18 protein-coding genes are annotated in these 21,298 nt (G+C 44.2%); 11 read left to right on the top strand and 7 right to left on the bottom strand.

Annotation, left to right across the window (positions count from 1 at the left end; translation table 11 throughout):
* Positions 1-7 precede the first annotated feature (7 nt).
* From D1814_RS00335 to D1814_RS00360, 6 genes are all read left to right on the top strand, one after another.
* Positions 8-1,288 carry a pyridoxal-phosphate-dependent aminotransferase family protein gene (locus D1814_RS00335; protein WP_118489596.1) on the top strand — a complete coding sequence of 427 codons (1,281 nt, stop codon included), beginning with the start codon at positions 8-10 and terminating at the stop codon, positions 1,286-1,288.
* Positions 1,281-2,525: an allantoate amidohydrolase gene (locus D1814_RS00340; RefSeq protein WP_118489597.1), complete on the top strand. Its 1,245-nt coding sequence runs from the start codon at positions 1,281-1,283 to the stop codon at positions 2,523-2,525. The genes D1814_RS00335 and D1814_RS00340 overlap by 8 nt, the downstream gene beginning before the upstream one ends.
* A 36-nt stretch (positions 2,526-2,561) precedes the next feature.
* Positions 2,562-2,927, top strand: coding sequence for an AraC family ligand binding domain-containing protein (locus D1814_RS00345; protein ID WP_118489598.1), 366 nt, complete (start codon positions 2,562-2,564; stop codon positions 2,925-2,927).
* Positions 2,928-3,149: 222 nt separating this feature from the next.
* Positions 3,150-4,703, top strand: coding sequence for a uracil-xanthine permease family protein (locus tag D1814_RS00350; RefSeq protein WP_232368939.1), 1,554 nt, complete (start codon positions 3,150-3,152; stop codon positions 4,701-4,703).
* 244 nt (positions 4,704-4,947) lie between these two features.
* Complete coding sequence (locus D1814_RS00355) at positions 4,948-7,365, top strand: TonB-dependent siderophore receptor (protein ID WP_118489599.1); 2,418 nt, start codon at positions 4,948-4,950, stop codon at positions 7,363-7,365.
* Positions 7,366-7,587: 222 nt separating this feature from the next.
* Positions 7,588-8,658, top strand: coding sequence for a purine nucleoside permease (locus D1814_RS00360; protein ID WP_118495265.1), 1,071 nt, complete (start codon positions 7,588-7,590; stop codon positions 8,656-8,658).
* Between the two features lie 138 nt (positions 8,659-8,796).
* On the opposite strand, the gene D1814_RS00365 is transcribed toward D1814_RS00360, so the two are convergent.
* From D1814_RS00365 to D1814_RS00375, 3 genes are all read right to left on the bottom strand, one after another.
* Entirely contained in the window at positions 8,797-10,800 is a 2,004-nt protein-coding gene (locus D1814_RS00365) for a hybrid sensor histidine kinase/response regulator (RefSeq protein WP_118489600.1), read from the bottom strand.
* 151 nt (positions 10,801-10,951) lie between these two features.
* Complete coding sequence (locus D1814_RS00370) at positions 10,952-11,872, bottom strand: diguanylate cyclase (RefSeq protein WP_118489601.1); 921 nt, start codon at positions 11,870-11,872, stop codon at positions 10,952-10,954.
* A gap of 203 nt (positions 11,873-12,075) precedes the next feature.
* A complete protein-coding gene (locus tag D1814_RS00375; protein ID WP_118489602.1) occupies positions 12,076-14,181 on the bottom strand; it encodes a two-component system response regulator in 2,106 nt (701 codons plus the stop codon).
* 186 nt (positions 14,182-14,367) lie between these two features.
* Here D1814_RS00375 and D1814_RS00380 point away from each other — a divergent pair, with 186 nt between their 5' ends.
* Positions 14,368-14,730, top strand: a complete 363-nt coding sequence (locus tag D1814_RS00380) for an Hpt domain-containing protein (RefSeq protein ID WP_118489603.1) — start codon at positions 14,368-14,370, stop codon at positions 14,728-14,730.
* Between the two features lie 60 nt (positions 14,731-14,790).
* On the opposite strand, the gene D1814_RS00385 is transcribed toward D1814_RS00380, so the two are convergent.
* Positions 14,791-15,792 (bottom strand): adenosine deaminase, encoded by a 1,002-nt coding sequence (locus D1814_RS00385; protein WP_118489604.1) that lies wholly within the window; start codon positions 15,790-15,792, stop codon positions 14,791-14,793.
* A gap of 324 nt (positions 15,793-16,116) precedes the next feature.
* Between D1814_RS00385 and D1814_RS00390 the strand changes: the two genes are divergently transcribed.
* The 4 genes from D1814_RS00390 (at position 16,117) to D1814_RS00405 (ending at position 19,043) form a co-directional block, all read left to right on the top strand.
* A complete protein-coding gene (locus tag D1814_RS00390; RefSeq protein WP_118489605.1) occupies positions 16,117-17,448 on the top strand; it encodes an NCS2 family permease in 1,332 nt (443 codons plus the stop codon).
* Positions 17,449-17,505: 57 nt separating this feature from the next.
* Positions 17,506-17,754, top strand: a complete 249-nt coding sequence (locus tag D1814_RS19775) for a tyrosine-type recombinase/integrase (RefSeq protein ID WP_183037613.1) — start codon at positions 17,506-17,508, stop codon at positions 17,752-17,754.
* Positions 17,755-18,008: 254 nt separating this feature from the next.
* The gene (locus tag D1814_RS00400) at positions 18,009-18,470 is read left to right on the top strand and encodes a helix-turn-helix domain-containing protein (RefSeq protein ID WP_232368941.1); all 462 of its coding nucleotides are present in this window, start codon (positions 18,009-18,011) and stop codon (positions 18,468-18,470) included.
* A gap of 198 nt (positions 18,471-18,668) precedes the next feature.
* Positions 18,669-19,043, top strand: coding sequence for a PIN domain-containing protein (locus D1814_RS00405; protein WP_232368942.1), 375 nt, complete (start codon positions 18,669-18,671; stop codon positions 19,041-19,043).
* A gap of 116 nt (positions 19,044-19,159) precedes the next feature.
* On the opposite strand, the gene D1814_RS00410 is transcribed toward D1814_RS00405, so the two are convergent.
* The 3 genes from D1814_RS00410 to D1814_RS00420 form a co-directional block, all read right to left on the bottom strand.
* Positions 19,160-19,417 (bottom strand): DUF3862 domain-containing protein, encoded by a 258-nt coding sequence (locus D1814_RS00410; RefSeq protein WP_118489607.1) that lies wholly within the window; start codon positions 19,415-19,417, stop codon positions 19,160-19,162.
* A 97-nt stretch (positions 19,418-19,514) separates the two neighbouring features.
* Positions 19,515-20,444: an allantoinase PuuE gene (puuE, locus tag D1814_RS00415; RefSeq protein ID WP_118489608.1), complete on the bottom strand. Its 930-nt coding sequence runs from the start codon at positions 20,442-20,444 to the stop codon at positions 19,515-19,517.
* A gap of 1 nt (position 20,445) precedes the next feature.
* Positions 20,446-21,090, bottom strand: a complete 645-nt coding sequence (locus D1814_RS00420; RefSeq protein WP_118489609.1) for a TetR/AcrR family transcriptional regulator — start codon at positions 21,088-21,090, stop codon at positions 20,446-20,448.
* Positions 21,091-21,298: the final 208 nt, after the last annotated feature.

Consider the following 21,298-nt stretch of genomic DNA (forward strand, 5'->3'; position numbering starts at 1 on the left):
TGCCCAAATGTCTCAAAAAGCGACTAACACAAATTCTAACGGAGCTTTAGCACCGCTTTCTCCGCCCCCTCGCTTACTAATGGGCCCAGGTCCTATTAACTGCTACCCGCGTGTACTAAGCGCTATGTCTACACAATTAGTGGGCCAATACGACCCAGTAATGACGGGCTACATGAATGAGGTTATGCAACTTTATCGCGACGTTTTTAATACCACAAATCAGCAAACCTTTTTGGTCGACGGTACGTCGCGCGCGGGTATTGAAGCGGTTTTGGTCTCAGCCATAGAGCCTGGCGACAAAGTCCTTGTGCCTATCTTCGGGCGTTTTGGTCACTTGCTTGCTGAAATAGCCGAGCGCGCTGATGCAGAAGTTCACACTATCGAAGCACCTTGGGGCGAAGTATTTACGCCTGAGCAAATTGAAGCAGCAGTAAAAGAAGTAAAACCAAAGCTGCTTGCTATAGTGCAAGGCGATACATCTACCACCATGCTTCAACCGCTTGAGCATATTGGCGCTATTTGTGAAGCTCACGATGTTTTATTTTACTGCGATGCAACTGCGTCAGTAGGTGGAAACCCGCTTGATGTTGATGCATGGAAGTTAGATGCAGTATCCGTTGGCCTGCAAAAATGCTTAGGCGGCCCATCAGGCAGTGCACCTATTACGTTAAGCGATAAATTCGTTAAAACCGTACGTACCCGCCACCACGTTGAAGCCGGTATTCGCGATGCGCACCATGAAGCTGCACGAGGCCCTAAAATTCGCTCGAACTATTTTGACTTGCCCATGATCATGGATTATTGGGGTGAAGAGCGCTTAAATCATCATACCGAGGCGGCAAGTATGCTTTATTGCGCCCGTGAATGTGCGCGCCTGCATTTAGAAGAAGGTCAGCAAAACGTTATTGCACGACATAAAGTGGCTGGCGACGCCATGCTAGCCGGTATTCAGGCTATGGGGCTTGAACCTTTCGGCGACCTTAAGCACAAAATGTACAACGTAGTAGGCGTTCATATTCCCGATGGTGTTCACGGTGAAGAGGTGCGCGAAACCCTACTGCTGCGCTTCAATATTGAAATTGGCACTAGCTTTGGGCCACTAAAAGGAAAAATTTGGCGTATTGGTACTATGGGTTACAACGCCAGAGAAGATGCCGTACTGCATACCCTTCAGTCGCTTGAAACCGCACTTCGCATGCAAGGGTTCTCGCTACCTGCGGGTAAAGGCGTAGACGCTGCACTTAGTGTTTATGCCAAGGCTAAAGCTGCGGGAGCGGCGAATGGGTGAATTCGCAGAGTTTTCTGAATTAGCCACGCAGGTTATGGCAAGGTGCGAAATGTTAGGCACCTTAAGCCAAGACCCTAGTTGCTTAGACAGGCGCTATTTAACCGAGCAGCACAAGCTTGCCAATCAACTGGCGTCTGGCTGGATGATTGAAGCAGGCATGACCACCTGGCAAGATGCTGTTGGCAATATTTGGGGGCGCTATACCTCAAGTGTGCCTAATGCACCACGATTGATTCTAGGTAGCCATCTCGACACTGTGCCGAACGGCGGAAAGTACGACGGCATGCTAGGTGTGGTTGCCGCTATCTCAATGGTTGCCATGTTTGACGGCACACAAACCAAGTTTCCTTTTCACATTGATATTGTGGGCTTTTGTGACGAAGAAGGCACCCGTTTTGGCACCACGCTATTAGGTAGCCGCGCGCTAACCGGCAAGTGGCAGGAGCAATGGCGTCACTTAAAAGATGAAAATGGTATCAGCCTAGAGCAAGCCATGACTAACTTTGGCCTTAGTTTCGATGCGGTTAACAGTGCGGCTATTTCCCCCACCGACATTTTGGGCTATTTAGAGCTTCACATTGAACAAGGCCCCGTTTTAGAGCAAGAAAATCTGCCTGTAGGTGTAGTAAGTGCTATTGCAGGTGCCAAGCGCTTTAACTTTACCATTGAAGGAATGGCGGGACACGCCGGCACTGTGCCCATGTCTATGCGTCGTGACGCTCTATGTGCAAGTGCAGAAATGCTATTGGCGGTAGAAAGCATTAGCTTACAACGCCCTGGCGTTGTGGCCACCGTAGGTAAAATTGAAAATGCGCCGAACGGCGTAAACGTGATATCGGGTCGCACACGATTTTCCCTTGATATTAGAAGCGAAGATGATGGTTTACGCGATTCAGTATTGGCAGAAATATTGCAAAAATTTGATGACATTGCGCAAGCTAGGCAGTTAACACTCACCCGGGAGCAAACCCATAGTGCACCTGCGGTACATTGCGATAGTCAGTTAAAGCAAGCGCTCGTTCGCGGTGTTGAAGAAAGCGGTATAGCACCACGAGTTCTAGCTTCAGGTGCCGGTCACGACGCCATGGCTATTGCGGATATTTGCCCAGTAGCCATGTTGTTCACGCGCTGTAAGGGCGGCATAAGCCACCACCCTGCTGAGTCTATTACTAGTGATGATGTAGCTGCCAGTTTGTCGGTACTTTATAAAACCATAAGCAAACTCAAGCACGCGTAATGTCCAAATCAGTACAGTCTTAAACAAGGGTCGATAATGAAAATAACAAGGATTTACAACGATGAAGCGGGCAAGAGCCATTTTGGCGAGGTTGAAATAGCGCTAAAAGACGGCGGCCCTATCGGTATGCTTTCAGAAAAGTTTGGTGCAGATAAAATTATCTTTCGCGAGACACCTGCCGACTATGACTTCAAATGGCACCCTGCGCCTGCACGACAATTACTCTTCATTTTAAAAGGTCGTGCCGAATTTACCGTATCAAACGGAGAGCGCCATGTATTTGGAGCAGGCGATGTACTGTTACTAGAAGATACCGAGGGTGAAGGTCATTGCTCCCGTGCAATGTACAACGAGGTGCGTCACTCAATTTTTGTCACCCTAGAGGAAGGCGTAACGCTTTAAAACAAACGTTAAAATCTCTCTAAGAAATGCGCTAATTTAGCGCATTTTTTTGTTTAAGCACCAAATTGGGGCTTATCAATTCCTTCGCACTATCGCAAAACTCATAAAGAACAAAAATTCCTATTAAAAACAGCACGATACACTTACCCCATTTAGCAGACCAGCTGGTCAATATCTTGCAACTTGCAATTGGTTAGCAACTGTTATTAAGAAATATTGACCATGTCTTCAAATCACAGCGAATTACTTTACGATCTCCATGATAGCCCGGCATTTCTTCCCTCTCTTACCGCGGCGTTTCAGCACTTATTAGCCAGCTTTGTTGGCGTTATCACCCCAACACTCATCGTCACATCTACCCTAGGTCTTACCGAATATACACCTTACCTTATCAGCATGGCGCTGTTTGTTAGTGGCCTAGGTACTGCAATACAAACAAAGCGTATAGGACCGGTAGGTAGTGGATTGGTAGCCATCCAAGGAACTAGCTTTGCCTTCATCAGCGCGCTGATTTTGGCGGGAAACCAAGTGAAAGCAAATGGCGGTGCGCCAGAAGATATCTTAGCGCTTCTGTTTGGGCTCACCATGGCAGGAGCGCTGGTTGAGGTCGTATTTAGTCTATTTGTCGATAAACTTAAGCGGATTATTACCCCGTTAACTACCGGTATTGTGATTACAGCCATAGGGCTTAGCTTAATCAATGTGGGTATGACAGACCTTGCAGGCGGTTTTCACGCCGCAGACTTCGCGAGTACTGATAACTTAGCGGTTGGCCTTGGCGTGTTGCTTGTCATTGTATTTTTAAATGCATCTCACAATCATTGGCTTCGCTTAAGTGCTATTTTTATTGGCATGGCCATGGGTGCAACCTATGTCGGCTTTACAAAAGGACTCGATTTTAGCGGCCTTGCCTCGTTATCCGTTGTCGCAATTCCTACGCCGTTTGCCTTTGGCATCTCATTTGATATCAACTTATTTTTGCCAATTGCACTAATTTACTTATTCAGCGCAATAGAAACAGCGGGCGACCTTACTGCCAACAGCCTTTTTTGTAAGCAGCCGGTTAGCGGTCCAATTTACTTAGCCAGAGTAAAGGGCGGTATTTTAGGCGACGGCGTAAATTCACTGCTTGCGGGCATGTTTAATACTTTTCCGAACACAACCTTTGGTCAAAATAACGGAGTGATACAGTTAACCGGCATTGCTAGTCGCAAAGTGGGCTTTTTCGTTGCAGCGTTGTTTGTACTTATTGGCTGCTTTCCAATTGTTGGTGGTGTACTGCAGGCTATCCCTAAGCCTGTTTTAGGTGGCGCAACATTAGTGATGTTTGCCATGGTGGCAGTAGGCGGTCTTAAACTTCTTGCCAGCTATGCGTTGGATAGACGCAGCAGTTTGGTTACGGCGTGTGCCCTTGGAATGGCAATTGGGGTAATGATGGTGCCCGAAGCCTTAGCCCAACTGCCTAACTGGCTTGAAAATATTCTCCTTTCTCCGGTTACATCTGCAGGGCTTACGGCGGTTATCTTGGATTTAACCTTGCCTGGCAAAAAAAGCGTTGACGCTAAATTAGAAGCGTCGTCAAAAACCGCGAATCAATATTCAGAACCTAAAGCTGAAGAAACTTTGGATAGCGCGGTCAAACCCGCGTCTCCCGGGATAAAGATGAGCAACAAAGAAAATCGCAATAATCCAGTAACGTCTTCCCGCAAAGCGATATTAGGTATAAAGCAGCAGCAAGTACTTCGCCCTGCCCTTTATAGTGCAAAACTACGGTAGAAATCACCGCGAAGGTGCAAAAATAAGAAAAACCTTATTAGTTAACACAATTATAACAATATAAGAACAATATTATGTTTTTAAATCCATATAATTCAGCAACTTAAGGGCAGACTAAAAGTTGACCAACTGGTTAAGAAGTTGGCACTCATTCTGCTAAACCTCTTGCATACAGCAAGACGCAATAGAAATAGTGCGTCGATAAAGCCCTAAAAAAAGGGCAACTAAAAATAACGAGGAAACCATGAAAAACACTACATTCGCATTATCTCCTCTAGCAAAAGCCTTAGCGATGACAACGGCGGTAGCATTGTCATCTCAAGCATTTGCACAAGAAGAGACAGAGGTTAAAGAAAAAGATGTCGAAAAGATCCAGGTAACTGGGTCGCTAGGCAGCTTACCCGGCCAAGACGTTGAGTCAGTATTTGGCTTTGGTAAGTCTATTCTTGAAACGCCCCGTTCTGCGTCCACTATTTCTCAAGAACAAATGGAGCGTTTTAACGTTTCTGATATTGATGAATTAGTAGCATTCGCACCAGGTACGTTCACCCAGTCTTTCTTTGGTGTTGCAGGCTCACTTGACGTACGTGGTACACCGGGCGAAACATATTTTCGTGGCGTTAAGCGTCTAGATAACCCTGGTAACTACCCTACCCCAATTGGTGCTTCTAGCCGTATTGATATTGTACGTGGTCCTGCATCGCCTATTTATGGCCCATCTAAAATTGGTGGTTACCTGAACTTTAATCCTAAATCTGCCCGTGCTTCTGGCGGTCAGTATCTAGATGCCCCTACTGGTGCATTGTCATATACCACAGGTTCTTGGGATAAAAGCATTTTAACCGCTGAGGTTGGCGGGCCGACTAGTGTAGCAGGTAAGGATATGGGCTACTACATTTACGGCGAACTCGAAAATTCAGACAGCTATTACGACAATACGCAAACCGACCAAACGGTTTTACAAGCATCATTTAATATTGATCTTACCGACAATCTTCGCTTCGAATTTGGTGGTATGTACCACGATTATGACGGTAACCAAGTTGCTGGCTGGAACCGACTAACGCAAGAGTTGGTGGATGACGGTACCTACATCACAGGTACAGCACAGCCGCTAGATACAGATGGCGATGGCCAGATTAGCCACGAAGAATACGGTGCGGTAAACATTGGTGGTGAAAGCGGCTTTTACGTACCCGCGTCTAGCTTTACAGATGATGAAGCAACTGCTTTGATGCAGTTAGAAAACGTAGGCACAACAACCCTTAGCGGAAACCAAGTATTGGTCGCGCCTGATGATCAGCTTGGCAACGAAGCTATTACGCTTTACTTTGACACGATTTACTACACGGATAACTGGGAAATTCGCAACCAACTTTTCTATGATGCCTACGACAACATCAACGAAAATGCCTACGGTTTCTCACAATTCCACGATAGCTGGGTTGTTGAAGACAAGCTAATTTTCGCTACAGAGTACGAAAACGACGGACTACTAGCACAATTTCAGTTCTCGCCTTCCGTACGTTATACCGATTTCAAACACGGTGATGATTTCACTTACGAGTATTTCAATCGCCGCGACCTGACCATGCCATCTTCTGCGCTAGACAAGCGTCTATTGTCTACCCGTTCAGGTAAAAATTACGATAACTATGATGTAGGTAACTACCTAGACCTAGGTATTGCGGCAATGACCGATTTAACCTGGGACTGGGGCTTAAACCTAGTATTAGGTTTACGTTACGATACTATCGATATTGAAAGTACTTCACGTACCGACCTTCTGTTAGGTGCAACAGGTGACGAAACACCAGAATACGCTGAAGAAACGGTAGACGGATGGTCTTGGAACGCCAGCCTTTCTTACGAATTCGAATTCGGCCTAATCCCTTATGTAACCGCAGCAGAACAGGCCACGCTTGTAGCAGGTCAAGGCGCAGAAATTGGCGTAGGACAACTGGGCGACGGCAGTGCATTCGATACATCTGAACTTCTTGAGTTTGGTATCAAGGGCTCCCTGTTAGAAGATACATTATATTTTGCACTTTCATCGTTTGAGCAAGAGCGCACTGATTTTAACGCCCAAAACACGACAACAAACAACACCACCAACAATAAAGGTACTGAATTTGAACTTCGGTGGGTAGTAAACGACAACTTGGTTGTATCTGCAGGTTACACCAACATTAAGGTAATAAACCTTACCGCGCTTGAAGATGGTAGCCAATTTGGGTTCTTGGGTGCGGAAGACTTGGTTAACCTTGAGGATCCTTCATTGATCTTTGGCGGTAACGTTACTGGTCTTAACCTTATCGGAGAAGGCTTTAACAATACAGATGGTCGTAAAGCAGGTATCCCGGAAAACATCTATACGCTAACCGCGACATACGATTTCCAAAATGGTTATGCCGCTAACGTAAGCGTTGTAGATGTTGAAGAAGTAGCATCAGGTTTCTCCGCAGCTGTAACGCTACCGGCTTACACACTAGTAAATGCTGGCTTATCTTATCAGGCAGAAGACTGGTCATTTAACTTAACCGTTAAAAACCTGACTGATGAACGTTATTTCCGTTCTAACTTCCCTGACCTATTCGGTAGCCAAATCGTTCTACCTGAACTACCGCGTCACTGGAATGCTAAATTTACTTATTCATTCTAATTACGCTTAGTTGTGGTGTTGTCGCACTTCTATTCAAGGTAGGAGTGCGACAATTTAACTCACTGCATCACATTCACTAAAGAGCTCAGTTTTCTATAACCTGAGCTCTTTTTTTAGGAGTATTTTATGTCTTTGCCCCATCTCATCCAAGATTATAAACAACGAGCACGAGCACGCCTTGCTAAACTCAGCCACTACTTTGCTTTTAATAAACCATTGATAATGGCTACGTTAGTCGGTGTTGTATTGAGTACTTTATTTACCGATGCTCACGCTAGTGACATACCTCAACCAATGGAAGTTAAAGTGGTAGTAGTGAGTATGTTTGAAATTGGTGATGATGAAGGTGACGCCCCAGGTGAATTCCAATTATGGAAAGCTCGCCAAAAACTCACAATGAAATACCCCCAGCCACATGGCTTTCACGATATTTACGCAAACCCAGAAACCGGCGTTATTGGCATTGTGACAGGTATGGGCATTGCGCGTGCGTCGGCAGCAATAATGGCACTAGGGCTTGACCCTCGCTTCGACTTGTCAAAAGCCTACTGGCTAGTAGCCGGTATTGCAGGCGTCGATCCTGCCGATAATACTATTGGCAGCGCTATTTGGACCGATTACGTGGTAGATGGTGATCTAGCACATCAAATTGATGCAAGAGAAATCCCTTCAACGTGGAGCACGGGTTACTTTCCCCTTTTCACCCACGCACCTTATGACAACGCCGAATTAGTGGATGTGAATAATAGCCCGAACGGCGAGGTTTACGCACTTAACCTTCCTTTGGCGAAATGGGCCTATTCACTGACCAAAGACACCAAACTTTTAAATAACGATGCAATGGATGCGCTAAGGGCAAAATACACCCACTCACCCAATGCAAGGATGCTTCCTAATGTGTCTATGGGTGCCCATTTATCTGCCTCTACTTTCTGGCATGGTGAGAAACTAAACACATGGGCAAATGAGTGGGTAGCATATTGGACCAAAGACAAAGGCAACTTCGTGACATCGGGCATGGAAGACTCGGCTACGCTTCAAAGTTTGACCTATTTAGATAACGCTGGCTTGGTAGATAAAAACCGCGTAATGATTTTAAGAACCGCGAGCAATTTTACTATGCAGCCACCATCGTTAAGTGCATCAGACAATTTGAAACTTGAAAGCTCGGGGGAAGGTTATGCTGCAATGAATGCCGCTATTGAAGCCGCATACAACGTGGGCTCTCGTGTTGTAAATTATATCACTGGAAACTGGGAATCAGTGAAAGAGAACATCCCTGGCGCTAACTAATCGCTTAACCTTTATTTAGCCTTAGCGCCAAGTCTGCTTATTTGTCCATAAAGCTCACATTTGTGCTGGCGTTCGTATTCCAGAATATAGCTATCCCAGAATAAACAGGGCGCTGTGCTTTCGAGCCATTACAGCGCCCTAAGCCGCTACTGATTTTGCATCTAGCGCTAACTTAAGCTGTAAAGTTACATCATTTTGCACTACGGGCTTAGCTAGAAAATCCTGCATACCCGCTTCACTGCAGCTAGTTTTATCTTCGGCTGTCGTGTTGGCGGTCACCGCAATAATCCGGCCGTGCTTAGACATTAGGTTTTCTTGTAGTATTATTTTCGTTGCACTTACGCCATCTAATACCGGCATAGCACAGTCCATAAAGATAATATCGTACTTCTTGGCTCTCGCCATTTGTACCGCTACTTCTCCGTTTTCTGCTTCATCCGGTAGGTAATTAAACTTCTCTAGCATAGAGCCTAAAACCAAGCGGTTTATGTCGTTATCGTCAACTACTAATATATTTAAAGGTACACTTAAAAGCTCAGAGGACAGCTCCACCTCGCCATTGGCTGTTTCATCTAATGACGCCATCTCTATGGGTATAGCCACGTCGAAACATGTCCCCTTACCCACGTTTGAGCGTACTTCAAGCTCGCCGCCCATCTTATCAACGAGTTGGTTTACGATAGAAAGGCCAAGACCATTGCCGTTTAGCTCTTCTGATGCGCTAGCGGTATCATTCTGAAACGGTCTAAAAATCCGTGACAGTATGTCGTCACTCATGCCAACACCGGTGTCTTCGACTGAAGCAAGTAGAATAGGAACGTCGCTTTGATGTTTAAGCGTTACCTGAACTGAAATGTAGCCTTTCGCGGTAAATTTTACGGCATTCGACAATAAGTTGGTTATTACCTGACTTATTCTTGCAGCATCACCGTGCACATAAGTTTTTTCGTCAAAAGAGAGTACAGCGTAAAGTCGCACCCCTTTCTCAGCACATTTAGTTTTGAATACATCTACAATGTCTTCGCACAAAGAACGAACGCAAAAATCGCTGTGCTTCAGGCTAAACTCCCCATTGATAATTGATGTATAATCAAGCACGTCATTGATAAGCGATAACAAACGATCTGCACTGTGCAATGCAATGTCAGCCTTTCTTATCCTCACATTGTCTTTCGTTTCAAACTTTATCGCCTGAAGCATGCCGGTGATGCCATTTAAGGGGGTTTTCAGCTCGTGGCTAATTCTTGAAAGCAACATCCCGCGCTCTTTGGATGCGGCTTCCGCCTCTTTGCGTCGTGCATCCAACTCTAACCTAAGCTGAACCGATTTATTCACATTTTGACAGGTTCCAAACAAACGAATGCACTTTCCATGCTTCATTTCTGCCATACCGTGGGTTTCTATCCACACCGAATTACCTTTTGCGGTAACAAGTTCAAGCGTTGCACTCCATGGCTCACCAGTCTCTGTGGTGTGAGAAACAATACGGCTTATTTCATCTCTATCAAACCCTTCTTTGTAGAAGTTGATTGCCGTGTCTAATGAGGGCGTATAGCTGTCGTCCACTTCGTGAATTAGACGAGTTTGGGATGACCAAGTTAATTCATTGGTAATAAGATCGACTTCCCACGTACCTACATTCGCAACATTTTGCAGTTTTTCGTACAGCGTGTTTTGAGTTGATTCAGCTTTTTCAATGTGAAACTTATCCAAAGTGACGGACAACCAATCATCGAGTAACGCCACTTTATCCAAGTTATTTGGCTGGTCGGGGCATGCATTGATGAACACTAAACATACGTATCCGCCATCAAGCTTATGGACTTGCCCTCTAATGTATTTTTCCGCGCTGAAATAGGTCGTAAACCACTGCTTAAATGCTAAGGAACACTTAGCACTGCTTGCGGGAAAACAATTGTCCACTGGCGTGCAGTTTGCGAATGAGGGAATAGATTTAAAGCTGGGGGGATAAGCGGATGAAGCTTTGACAAGAATGTTGACGGTGTCCTCTTCTAGGTGCACAAGCAGCGCTTGAAATATACCAAGTGAGTCACAACCACGCTGTAATAACTGAGTGAGCGATGCTTTTAGCTGCTCTTCCAGCTTCACATTCAAACTCGATTGCTCGTCGAAATAAATCATTGCTCTTTACCTAAGCTTCAAACGTGTACCAGAGGGGTACTATCCGCTATCATCACAAATTTCGAGAATAGTACGTCGTTACTTTGATGATAGCGTGGTAACAACACTTTCGACATTAAACAATAGGATAGTTTACGGCCTTGACCTGTGTTTAACCTTTGGCTTGATTTCGGCCTAATTCTTTAGCTTCAAATAACGACACATCTGCATCTTCAATTAGGGCAGCAAGGTTGTCTTCAACCACCTCCGATGCTTTCCAAACCGCAAAACCTGCGCTGATAGAAACGCGGTTTTCAATGCCTTTACCGTGGGGAATTCTCGCTTGTGCTACCGCATCTACTAGCTGGTTTGCCACAAGCTTAGTGCCATGACGATCGTTGTAAGGGAGAATAACTAAAAACTCTTCGCCGCCGAAACGTATCACTGCATCTTTAGGCCTTTTGACCGTATCAGATACTATCGTTGCCACTTTTTGAAGGCACAAGTCACCTTCAAGGTGACCATAAGTATCATTAAAGAGTTTGAAATAATCGATATCGAGCATGATTGCACCCACAGAGCCTTTATCTCTGGCCACCTGCTTTATCAATAAAGGAATCTCCTTAGTTAGGTACATTCTATTGTAAAGTCCAGTAAGCTGGTCGTGAAACGTCATCATTTCAAGAAACTCGGTGCGCAGCTTATTTTGAAGGTGAGTTTTAACTCGATGAGTTAGCGTTGACGCATTTACTGGCTTCATCACAAAATCAGATGCACCTACTTCCCAACATGCGTTTTCACTCTCGATATCCATAGTCGAAGTGACAAATATTACGGGTATATCTTTGGTTTCGGGAGAAGCTTTTAATGTTGCACACACTTCTAGACCACTGATATCAGGCATATTCATATCGAGCAAAACCAAATCGGGTAGGCTTTCGGCACAAGAGGAAATGGCATCGTTTCCAGATTCTACGGTTGCGCAATGAAATTCAGATTCAAGTATCGACTGCAATAGCATTCGGCTCATTGGCTCGTCGTCGACAATAAGCACATTGCACTGTGAGTAGGGTTTAATTTCTTTTCTGTCCATTGTTTTTTCCAATGCGAGCCGCTAGCAATACAAGCGCTCTAGCATTGTAATATAGAGCTTTTTTAATAGTTATAGCATTGCTTCACAGTCTAACATTTAAAAAAAAGATGTATATTGAAAAGGTTAATATTAGACAAGCTATAGGTATTAGGAAAAACACCTAACGAATGAAGGGTTTATTAAGTTGAGATAGCCGCCTTCAATCAAGCGACTTCTTCATCGCATATAAATCGTGTAAAAAATTCGTTCATAGCTATGGGGCGACACATGTAATAGCCTTGGCCTTGATGGCAACCTAGTGCTTTTAATCCATTGAAATGTGATTGGGTTTCAATGCCTTCTGCTACAATAGTTAGCTCCAAACTTAACGCTAGATGTACGATAGCGGTAACGATATCGTGAGCTTGCTGTTCCTTATCCATATCGATAACAAACGACCGATCTATTTTTAGCACGTTAAGCGGAAACTGACGCAGATAAGATAAACTTGAATATCCAGTACCGAAGTCATCGAGGGCTAAAGTAACGCCTAGCGACGTTAGTTTAACCAGAAGGTCACGTGTTTGCTCAAAGTCGTGCATTAACGCCGACTCCGTCACTTCAAGCTCTATTGAACTGGCTTCAATACCCGTTGTTTTAATGATGTCTGCTACCTCATCTGCAAACCCTGGGTTTGCTAGTTGTTTGGCAGCAACATTAACCGCCACTTTGAAGCGCTGGCCGTGTTCATTGCAGCGCGCAATGAATTCACAGCTTTTCTGAAGCACCTGCTTACCAAGCTGATGTATTAGGCCGGTTTCTTCGGCGAGGGGGATGAATTCGTCGGGACCAATAACATTACCGTTTTCATCAAACATTCTAACTAAACTTTCGGCGCTGAAAACTTCATCGCTATTAAAGTCGTACTTTGGCTGAAGATAGATAGCTAAACTGTTGTTTTCAATTGCTTGTCTAAGCTTAATTTCCATTTCGACTCTGTGATGCATGGCGTGCTGCAAGTCTTTTGAAAAAAAGCTGAAAGTGTCCTTTCCTTTAGATTTCGACCGATACATTGCGGAATCAGCATGACGCATCATCTCTTCTGCATTCACCGCATCCTGTGGGTACAAGCTTATTCCTATGCTTAGACTTAACCGATGGGACTTTCCATCTATTTCTATAGGTTCTCTCCCTGCTTGGAGGCAAGCCATAGCAATACTATCTGCACTGAACTCAGAGCCTATATCCGATAAAAGACAGGCAAACTCGTCACCGCCTACGCGTGCAAGAGTCGCGCTTTGCTCTAGGGTGTTTGCGAGACGCTTTGCTACCGTTGATATGACGAAATCGCCAATCTGATGCCCTAGGCTATCGTTGAGGTATTTAAAATTATCAATATCTATTAACAGTAACGCGTTACTTTGCTTACTAGTTAAGCTTCTAGCTATAGCTTGGACGATGCGGTCATGAAGCAACACACGGTTGGGCAAACCTGTAAGCTGATCATGGTTGGTTAAGTGCGTCATCTTCACCGCCATTTCTACAGCTTCAGAAACATCCTGAAAAACCATAACAGCACCGTTAATATTGCCCTCATCGTCGACAATTGGGGAAGCGGTGTCTTCAACCCTGAAAATCTGCTTGTGCCTACTGACAAGAGTTGCATTGTACGACATCGCCACGGGGCGTTTTACTTCAAGCGCGTAAAGAGCTGGATTTAACAGCGGCTCATGGCTTGAGGCATCGCGCAGGTTCATTATTTCATCAATAGGCTTGCCTAAGGCATCTTGCATACTGTAACCGGTTAGCCGTTGGGCTACGGGGTTTATGAATGTAATATCTCCTGAAGCGTTAATCGAGACTACGCCGTCAGCTATGGATTTCAATGTAATGGCAAGTTGTTTTTTTTCAGCCTCAAGTTCTTGGTTAACCTTCTTCAATAAGGCTTTTTGAGATTGAAGCGTGAGGTGGTTCCTCACCCTCATCCGACACATTTCTATATCAATAGGCTTTGAGATAAAATCTATCGCTCCAAGCGACAACGCACAGTGTTCATTTTCAGCGTCGCTATGAGAGGTAACGAAGATAACTGGAATTGAAGCTGTACTCGGACATGCTTTAAGTTGCTTGCATACCTCAAAGCCCGATAGCTCAGGCATGCTGATATCTAAGACAATCAAATCAGGCTGCTGCGACTGTATTACAAAAAATGCTGTTGCACTTTGTGAGACCGTCACGACTTCTGCTAGGGATTCTACCGCATTTTCCAGTAGCAAGAGTGTTGTTGGTTCATCGTCAATGATGACTACTTTTTGTGCCTCATTTTCCATGAGAAATACCACACTACATTAAAAATTCTTATTTAGTATCGTCCGGCATACTCAAAAAAACATTAATCTTTAGTCTATTTTGGTTAGATAAAGCACATTTTGGAGGGTAACTCATTGACTGCAATGCTTTTGGTAACGCACAATTAATCTACTATTAAACCCTGTATTTACTGCTTGGTGATAAGAATGGATACGTTAAACACGCACAAGGCGCTTCCAAAAGAACAATTATGGAATAGAGACGCTGCTTTGAATAGGCTTGGGGGCAACGAAGGGTTGTTAAACCGCATCGTTGAAATGTTTTTAGCTCAAATAACTCAGAAACAACAAGCCTTACAAAAGGCCGCAACTGAGTTAGACGTAGATGCAGTAAAGTTCACCAGTCATGCAATGAAAGGCGTATCAGGGGATGTAGGGGCCGATGCGATTCGAGAAAAAGCCTCGTCTATTGAAAATAAAGCCAAACAGGGCGATTTAACTGAGATAGCTCAAGATGTAGAAGAACTAGACAGCTTAATCGAGCAAACTCTGGTTACGATGCAATCGTAAGGCGAAGCGAGCTCAACAAAAATTACTTTGAAAAGCTCGCGCTATAGCTTTACGGGTCACTTAGATAGCTTCTGTTACTTGCTTAACCAGTGCATCTTTCTTTTCTTGCGGTAAGAAACTTGCCTTGAAACTGTTTGCGGCCAGCACGCGAATCGTACCCTCATCTATGTTTAGCGACGTATGAAGCGCTTGAAAATTTTCATTCAAAAAACCACCGAAATAGGTGGGGTCATCGGAATTAACCGTCACTAGCAAACCAGCGTCTAATAATTGCACGATATTATGCTCTTTCATATCGTCAATTACGCATAGCTTTAAATTGCTCAGTGGGCACACGGTAAGCGGTATTTGCTTTTCCTTCAAAAGCGCCATAAGCGCGTGGTCTTCCTGACAGCGTACACCGTGGTCAATGCGGTCAACGTCAAGCAGTTCAATCGCCTCCCAGATATAAGACGCCGGCCCTTCTTCCCCTGCATGGGCAACAATTTTAAAGCCAAGGGACTTCGCCTTTTTAAAAACGCGTTCAAACTTAGACGGCGGGTGCCCTAACTCTGAACTATCAAGACCCACTGCGGTAATGTGCTGATAGTAAGGTTTTGCCGCTTCTAGTGTTTCGAAAGCTTCACTTTCGGGCAAATGCCTCAAAAACGACATGATTAGATAGCTACTTATGCCAAATTCACTTTCTGCTTTTTGGATAGCTCGTAAAAAGCCAGGCATAAACACATCAAAACCTATACCCCGCTCGGTATGGGTTTGAGGGTCAAACATAATTTCAGCATGGACGATATTCTCTTCAGCGCACCGCGATAAGTATTCCCACATCAACGTAAAGAAATCTTCTTCATCCCTTAATACCCCTGCCCCTGCGTAATAAAGATCGAGGAAGCTTTGCAAATCCTTGAAATTATAAGCAGCTTCAATCTCTTCCACGCTTGCATAAGGAAGTGATACACTATGCTTTTCAGCTAGGCGCCACATGAGTTCAGGCGTTAAGCTACCTTCTATATGCAGATGCAGTTCGGCCTTTGGTATGTTTTTAATTATTGATGACAGCGACATGGCCCCTCACTTATTTGCACCATAACAATGCAACAGCATTTAATTGGTGCGTAATAGTTTATCTTTAATGCTATCTGTAAACGAGTTCTATTGCTCATTTAGGTTTTTGTTTGCGGTTTTTTTAACATCATCTATGTTGTGTACTAACCGTTTGGCTGGCTTTGTGCTGCCTGGCTAGTGACCTTGAGTCACACAATGATTGTTATTAAATCATTGTACTGAAATGTAAGTTAGCACAAAACACACCAACAAGTTGACTAATTGGTCAGTTTATTGCTTTCAAACGCACAAAATACTAAATGAAACACAAACAGAGAACTCTTGATGTCCAACAATGTAATTGAAAGGCTTTTTAAGCTGCAGGAGCACGGCACGACGGTAAGAACTGAGATAATTGCAGGTCTTACTACGTTCGCGGCTATGTCTTATATCCTCGTGGTAAACCCAGGTATTTTGGGCCTGAGTGGTATGCCGGTAGAAGGCCTGATTACAGTGACAGCAGTCGCGGCCTGCATCGGCACATTAATAATGGCGCTAATGACCAACTACCCTATTGCACTAGCGCCAGGTATGGGTTTAAACGCTTTTTTCGCTTTCACTATTTGTCTTGGTCGTGAAATTCCGTGGGAAGCGGCTCTAGGCATTGTGTTCTGGAACGGTATTCTTTTCTTAATACTCTCTCTCACTGGCGTTCGAACAAAAATAGCTGAATCTATTCCGCCCTCTCTCAAAATAGGTGTTCAGTGTGGTATAGGCTTGTTTATTGCCTTTATCGGCCTTAAGAATGCAGGACTTATTGTTGATAACCCTGCAACCTTTGTTCAGCTTGGTGATCTTTCTGAGCCTGCTGTTATGCTTGCGCTTATTGGTATTATTTTTACCATCGTCCTCATGGTTAAACGCGTTACCGGCGCTATATTAATTTCAATCGTTACGCTAACGTTAATCGGTGCATTTGTCCCTACGGAAAACGGAATGCTAACTTCCACACCCTCTGCTGTTGTAGGCATGCCAGAGTCCATGTCGAACACGTTTATGGCAATGGATTTCTGGTACCCAATCGATCACCTAGCAGAGACTTGGGACCTTATTTTCGCTCTTATGTTCGTGAACATGTTCGACACTATAGGCACGTTAATAGGCGTATCTCGTAAGGCTAATTTACTAACGCCTGAAGGCAAGCTACCTAAAATAGGCTCAGCTATGACTGCCGACGCATCGGCAAGTATTGCTGGCGCAATGGTAGGCACATCGCCGGTAACAAGTTATGTTGAATCAGCAACTGGCGTATCGTCTGGAGGAAGAACCGGTCTCACCGCAGTGGTAGTGTCTGTATGCTTTCTGCTGTCGCTTTTCCTAACACCGTTAATGAAGGTGATTCCGCTAATGGCCACTACCCCAGCACTGCTAATGGTAGGCATTTTAATGATGGATTCGATTCGACATGTAGATTTCGATGACTTAGGGGCTTTGGCCACCGCGTCTGTTGCACTTATCGCTATGCCGCTCACTTTTAGTATCAGTGAGGGTATTGCCCTTGGTTTCATTACCTATGTAGGTATTAAAGTAGGAACGGGTAAGTTTAAAGAAGTAACCCCACTTACTTATGCCCTGGCTATTGTTTTCTTACTTAGGTACTTGCTGGATTTAAAATAATCTATCGCTGCGTGTAAAAGATATTGCGTACAAAATTTTGGTTTAGATGCAAGAAAGGTGGCTCAAACGCCACCTTTCTTTTATCTAGCGAATATTGGAAAACCGTATCGCCCGACTCAGTTATCGGAGTTGTGTAGCAAATACATTAAGTTGGCAAGTGTCAGAAAAGGCGGTTCCTGCAATCAATTCCGTCACGCAGCAGCCACCCATATGGTAAATAGCGGGACTGACGTTGACATTCATCATGCGCAAGACTTCCTTAGTCATGCTGACATATCAACAACCCAAATTTACGTGCATGCGTAAGCTAAGGAGTGTTTAAGAGCAAACACACCCATCATCGCACGATTAACTCTGCTAGGCTCTCATCTTAGAGAGCTTTATTCCATTGTGCGGATTTTCGAATATTTCGAATACTTGACATTCTTTCGAATATTTCAAATAATGAGGTTAATCAGCTCACTTTACTGAGTTAACCAACTAAACAAATTAATAGATTCGATACTTGAACCGAAAGACATACCAAGACTTCATATTTGAAAAACTGAAAAACTGAGACAATGACTATGTTAAATGTACAGTCCTTGCCTACTGCCGAAGAGATTGCATTGGCCAAGCTAAGTAGCCAAGAACTTTCTGCTGTATTAGAAATTAACAGTGAAATACAGGACTTCAATGTAGTAGGCAAAGATGGTGAAACGCACCAAGTAAAAATGCCTGCTAGCGCGGTTAAATTGATGATTGAGGTGCTAACGCAACTCGGCCAAGGTAATAGTGTCAACATTACACCGATACATGCAGAATTAACTACTCAGGAAGCGGCTGATATCTTAAATATGTCGCGACCTACGTTAATTAAATTATTAGACTCGGGAGATATCCCTCATAGTCGAACGGGTAACCGTCGTAAAGTAGCGTTTGTAGATGTAATGAATTACAAACAGGAAATTGATGCAAAACGACTCGCTGCCTTGGATGAACTGACTGCACTCGATCAGGAATTAGGATTGGGATACGAATAGAAAATGGCGACATATACAGTCGTTCTGGATGCATGTGTATTGTATCCAGCGCCTTTACGCAGTTATTTACTTTATCTAGCTCAAACTGGTTTATATAGAGCAAGGTGGACAAATCAAATTCATGATGAATGGATCTGAAATTTATTAAAAAATAGACCTGATTTAACGATTGAAAAGTTATCTAAAGTCCGTGCGGCGATGGACCGGCACGCGCCCGATTTTCTTGTCGAAGGATACGAATCAATAATTGATGGAATTGACTTGCCTGATCTAGATGATAGGCACGTGGTAGCAGCCGCTATACAAGGTCAAGCTGAAGGCATCATTACCTTCAACCTAAAAGATTTTCCTAAACAATACCTAGAAAATTTGGGTTTGTCTGCCATTCATCCAGATACGTTCTTATCAGATATGTTTGAGTTAGATCCAGCAACTGCACTTAGAGCAGCGCAAAAACAGCGTGGCGCGATGCGCAGTCCCGCGATGACTCCGGATGAGTACTTAGATTGTCTACAACGGCAAAAACTGCCAAATTTGGTATCGCACCTAAGGAAATATTCATCGATACTCTAAGTGAGCGTTATTACATAGGCAAATGAGCTGCTATTAAGCTCTGCTGCGACAATTTTTACAGCCTCATCCGAATTCAAAACGAATTATGCTACATCTACTAATTTGCAGCTATTGGTTTACTTTAAACCGTCGTATGTGAAGGTAACTGCTTTATCACCCATAAATACGATTTTCACATGTTTACTGTCTTCAGCGCCCCATGTACACGCCATGGTGCCCATTGTTTTACCACAGTTGTCGGCAGAACCTAAAATAGCTTCAACTTCGTCCTGAGACATGCCCATCTCTAACTTGTCATAGTTTTCTTTAGTTAGTTTTGAACATGCGGTCAGTGCTAGTGCACCTAAAGCAATGATGGCTAATTTTGATTTCATGGTGTTATCCTTTATCTAAGTGGAAGTGAAAGCAACCTATTGGCCCCCTTATCTTCCACCTTACTTTATGTCTATTACAATGGGCGTACTGTAAACGCTAAGAACGCGCCTTGTCACTACCGTCTTTAGGATGAGTGTCTAACCAGTGACGCGCAATCTGTTCTCGTGTGGCTAACCACACTTTGTCATGTGATTTCACGTACTCGATAAAACGCTTAAGCGCAGCAAGCCTTGCAGGTCGACCTATAATGCGATTGTGTAGACCAATTGAAAGCATTTTAGGCGCCTCTTCCCCTTCCTCGTACAGTACGTCAAACGCGTCTTTTAAATAGGTAAAGAACTGTTCACCACTGTTAAAACCTTGAGGTGTGGCAAAGCGCATATCGTTTGTGTCTAACGTGTAAGGCACCATAAGTAGCGGCTTACTGTAGTGACAGTCGTAATAGGGTAAGTCGTCAGCATAAGAATCGGCGCAATATAAAATATCGTCACGCTCTGCTATTAGTTTTAGCGTATTAGGGCTTGTTCTTCCTGTGTACCATCCTACGGGTTTCTTACCCGTTAACTGCTCATGAAGAATAATCGCCTCATCGATTTGTTTGCGCTCGTCATCTTCACTCATATCCTGATAGTGCACCCAGCGCATGGCGTGGCTGGCTATTTCCCAACCTGAGTCCATCATGGCTTTCACGGCGTCAGGATGTCGCTGCATAGCCATGGTAACGCCAAATACTGTCACAGGAATGTCGTACTTGTTTAGCAGCCTGTGTAAGCGCCAAAAGCCAGCACGACTGCCATATTCGTAAATTGACTCCATACTCAGGTGTCGATCTTTGTAAGCCTGCGCACCGATAATCTCAGATAAGAATATTTCGGATGCTTCATCACCATGAAGCACACAGTTTTCGCCACCCTCTTCGTAGTTCAAGACGAACTGAACGGCTATTTTTGCGTTATTCGGCCAGTTCGCATGGGGGACATGTTCACCGTATCCAATAAGATCACGAGGATAAACAGATTCTGTCATACTACACCTCAAAGCTTTCGGGTACCGCAAGTCCGCAGCCGCCTAACACAAGTTTAACCACTTGTTTTGTGGCATCTTCAAAATCGGCTTTTGTCATTTTCTTACCCCGTAGACGGGTAATTTGCGCTGAAAAATCAGCATAGTGTTGGGTACTGGCCCAAATGGTATAGAGCAGGTATTCGCCTTCAACCGGTGGTAACTTACCAGCTTGTACCCACGCTTCGATGACCTCAAGACGTCCTTTCATCCATAGAGCATGCTCTTCGTCAAAGTACCCACTTAAGTTCTGCGCACCGTTAATAATTTCCATGGCAAAAATCTTTGAAGCCATCGGGTGCGTGCGTGACACTTCCATTTTTTCCGCTATGTAATTAGCAAGTACTTCGGCGGGATCATCTTCTACTGTCGCTTTGTCAAAACGCGAGTTCCATAATGAAAGCGTCTCTTCTAATACCGCGACGTAAAGCTCCTGTTTCGTTTTGAAATAATACAAAACGTTGGTCTTTGGAAGACTAGCTTCATCGGCAATCTTCTGTACTGCCGTGCCTTTAAATCCAAACTGCGCGAAACATTTTTCAGCGGCTTGGAGTATTTTTCTTCTGTTAACAGCACCAACACCTGAGTCAGCACTTTTTACCTTCATCATTATTATCTAAATTCCTTTGCAATCTACTTTGCAAGCGTACAGGCAGGATAAATGCTGCATGCCTTTTCGATAGGTTAGCATTTATTACCAATGTGTTGCTATGCTCTTAAAGTTCAGAGTTACCCACTATCTGCGGCCCCCACTAATAAAATGGGCCATCCCAAAAACATTTATTCTGCGCTTAGCTTAAAACCTAGCACGAATCTTG

Source organism: Alteromonas sp. BL110 (assembly GCF_003443615.1).
GTDB lineage: Bacteria > Pseudomonadota > Gammaproteobacteria > Enterobacterales > Alteromonadaceae > Alteromonas.

What these genes read in the sequence shown, in the direction of transcription:
- D1814_RS00335 (WP_118489596.1), top strand. Translation starts at nt 8, where the DNA reads ATGTCTCAAAAAGCGACTAACACAAATTCTAACGGAGCTTTAGCACCG.
- D1814_RS00340 (WP_118489597.1), top strand. Translation starts at nt 1,281, where the DNA reads ATGGGTGAATTCGCAGAGTTTTCTGAATTAGCCACGCAGGTTATGGCA.
- D1814_RS00345 (WP_118489598.1), top strand. Translation starts at nt 2,562, where the DNA reads ATGAAAATAACAAGGATTTACAACGATGAAGCGGGCAAGAGCCATTTT.
- D1814_RS00350 (WP_232368939.1), top strand. Translation starts at nt 3,150, where the DNA reads ATGTCTTCAAATCACAGCGAATTACTTTACGATCTCCATGATAGCCCG.
- D1814_RS00355 (WP_118489599.1), top strand. Translation starts at nt 4,948, where the DNA reads ATGAAAAACACTACATTCGCATTATCTCCTCTAGCAAAAGCCTTAGCG.
- D1814_RS00360 (WP_118495265.1), top strand. Translation starts at nt 7,588, where the DNA reads ATGGCTACGTTAGTCGGTGTTGTATTGAGTACTTTATTTACCGATGCT.
- D1814_RS00365 (WP_118489600.1), bottom strand. Translation starts at nt 10,800, where the DNA reads ATGATTTATTTCGACGAGCAATCGAGTTTGAATGTGAAGCTGGAAGAG.
- D1814_RS00370 (WP_118489601.1), bottom strand. Translation starts at nt 11,872, where the DNA reads ATGGACAGAAAAGAAATTAAACCCTACTCACAGTGCAATGTGCTTATT.
- D1814_RS00375 (WP_118489602.1), bottom strand. Translation starts at nt 14,181, where the DNA reads ATGGAAAATGAGGCACAAAAAGTAGTCATCATTGACGATGAACCAACA.
- D1814_RS00380 (WP_118489603.1), top strand. Translation starts at nt 14,368, where the DNA reads ATGGATACGTTAAACACGCACAAGGCGCTTCCAAAAGAACAATTATGG.
- D1814_RS00385 (WP_118489604.1), bottom strand. Translation starts at nt 15,792, where the DNA reads ATGTCGCTGTCATCAATAATTAAAAACATACCAAAGGCCGAACTGCAT.
- D1814_RS00390 (WP_118489605.1), top strand. Translation starts at nt 16,117, where the DNA reads ATGTCCAACAATGTAATTGAAAGGCTTTTTAAGCTGCAGGAGCACGGC.
- D1814_RS00400 (WP_232368941.1), top strand. Translation starts at nt 18,009, where the DNA reads ATGACTATGTTAAATGTACAGTCCTTGCCTACTGCCGAAGAGATTGCA.
- D1814_RS00405 (WP_232368942.1), top strand. Translation starts at nt 18,669, where the DNA reads ATGGACCGGCACGCGCCCGATTTTCTTGTCGAAGGATACGAATCAATA.
- D1814_RS00410 (WP_118489607.1), bottom strand. Translation starts at nt 19,417, where the DNA reads ATGAAATCAAAATTAGCCATCATTGCTTTAGGTGCACTAGCACTGACC.
- puuE (WP_118489608.1), bottom strand. Translation starts at nt 20,444, where the DNA reads ATGACAGAATCTGTTTATCCTCGTGATCTTATTGGATACGGTGAACAT.
- D1814_RS00420 (WP_118489609.1), bottom strand. Translation starts at nt 21,090, where the DNA reads ATGATGAAGGTAAAAAGTGCTGACTCAGGTGTTGGTGCTGTTAACAGA.